Here is a 1,389-nt window from a genome sequence, read left to right as displayed (position 1 = left end):
ACCAAATTTCAAGTGCAAGTTAGCCACTTATTGAAATTCATTGGTTATTTCATTTTATCCTCTGTTTAGCAGCGGCTTGATAATGAGTAGGGGCATGGTATCTGCAAGTCGCAGAGTTGGGCAGATGTTTTGGCTGTAGCTCAAAGAACAGCCCAACCACCCCCATGCCCAAAGAGGTTCGTTGTCAAGCCGCAGCGGTTTGCTAAACTGTTAAAGACAGCTTTGATAGTTCTTCTAATAAACACTCACGGGGAGTGGCATAGTCGAGTATTTTTCTTGGCAACGTGTTCATCCAGTCTTGAACGCGTCGGATCGTGGACAGCGCGACATCCTCCATCCGCGTTCCTTTGGGAATGAAGCGGCGAATCATCCCATTATGATTTTCATTGGTTCCTCGTTCCCATGAAGAATACGGATGGGTGAAGTAAACCTTCGTAATATCTTTCAAAAGCGTTGACAGACCAGTGAATTCAGCCCCATTATCTGAAGTGATCGTTTTGAAAAGCAACTCAAAATCTTTGCCTGCTGCTTCTTTTAAGGTCATCAGTGCACGGTCAACTGGATCAGCGGCTTTCCCATCAATTTTAATGATCACTTCATAGCGTGTCTTTCGTTCGGTCAATGTAAGCAGCGCCTGGTCCTTGCCAACACGCAAGCCGTTGACCGTATCGATTTCCCAATCGCCGAAGCGTTCCCGTTTATCCACAATATCTGGCCGCTTCTCGATCAGATCGCCGAGAATTTTTTTGTTTCGTCTGTTTCGTGGTTTGTTGGTTTTCCGTCGAACCTTAAGGTGTAGATCGATGTTCTTTGTTTCCATTAACCCAAGATCAATGTAGTTGTAGAGCGTTGACGTACAAGGAATTCTTTCGTGTGGAAACAAGCCAAGTTTCTTCGCCCGTCCAACGACAACATCTGGGGATTGTTTTTCCTTCTTCATTTGGTGATCGGCATAAGCCATGAACTCTGGAGAAGAAACCCATTTTAGCTGTTTCCGAGAATTTCCTCGAGCGTTTTCGTAGGCAGCCTGTCCAACGTCGGCGGAATAGACGAAAGATTCGTACTCATAGGTTTTTCCGTGACTTGTTTGGCGTTTGATTTGTCGAACGGTACCATCTTTTACTTCGGTATGGATCGTTTGTGGAGCACGACCAAGTAGTTTAGCGATTACGCGATTCGACAGAGGCGATTTTAGTTGTTTCCAAGCTTCAATTTTGTTTCGTTCATCATAATCAAGGTGTTTGCCTTTGCGTGAATCTGTGGTATTCTCAATTTGCGTCATTGTCATTTCATCCTTTATTGATTGTGTGGGAACTTCAATAATACATGAAATTTGGCAATGGCGTTTTTTTATTTTATGAAGTGGCTAAGTTCATTATATAATCCGCC

General features: G+C 43.8%; 1 protein-coding gene. It reads right to left on the bottom strand.

The features are described 5' to 3' along the window. Positions 1 to 202 precede the first annotated feature (202 nt). Positions 203 to 1,282: an IS30 family transposase gene (locus AC4J95_RS21025; protein ID WP_494551542.1), complete on the bottom strand. Its 1,080-nt coding sequence runs from the start codon at positions 1,280 to 1,282 to the stop codon at positions 203 to 205. Positions 1,283 to 1,389: the final 107 nt, after the last annotated feature.

It is taken from the genome of Enterococcus sp. GPZ-007, from assembly GCF_059374735.1.
This window is presented reverse-complemented; position numbering and strand designations above follow the sequence as displayed.

Bases quoted from the DNA above. Each gene is read 5' to 3' on its own strand.
- AC4J95_RS21025 (WP_494551542.1), bottom strand. From the start codon at position 1,282: ATGACGCAAATTGAGAATACCACAGATTCACGCAAAGGCAAACACCTT.